Source organism: Shewanella sp. ZOR0012, assembly GCF_000798835.1.
GTDB lineage: Bacteria > Pseudomonadota > Gammaproteobacteria > Enterobacterales > Shewanellaceae > Shewanella > Shewanella xiamenensis.
Window position 1 is genome coordinate 2,334,928 of sequence record NZ_JTLE01000094.1, and the last position, 342, is coordinate 2,335,269.

The following is a 342-nucleotide window of genomic DNA, read 5'->3' on the forward strand; positions in this document are numbered from 1 at the left end:
GCCGATTGCAAGGCAAGCAAATCAAGAAGATCACTGCACAGGCAGGTTCTGGGAAGGTCGGTTCAAATCGCAAGCCCTACTCGATGAAGCCGCAGTATTAGCCTGTATGACTTATGTGGATTTAAATCCCATTAGAGCACAACTGGCTGATACACCAGAACAATCCGACCATACCAGTATTCAACTACGCATTCTGGCGGCGTTAAAAGGTGAGCAGCCGAGCAATCTACTACCTTTTATTGGTAATGAGTGCGACAACCAACCCAATGGCATTGCATTTTCCTTAACGGATTACCTTCAATTGGTGGATGATACCGGCCGAATCATTCGCAATGATAAACG

At 46.2% G+C, this 342-nt stretch carries 1 pseudogene; it reads left to right on the forward strand.

The annotated features are described in order from the left end of the window. Positions 1-342: pseudogene (locus L976_RS11850) on the forward strand (transposase); the annotation flags it as partial.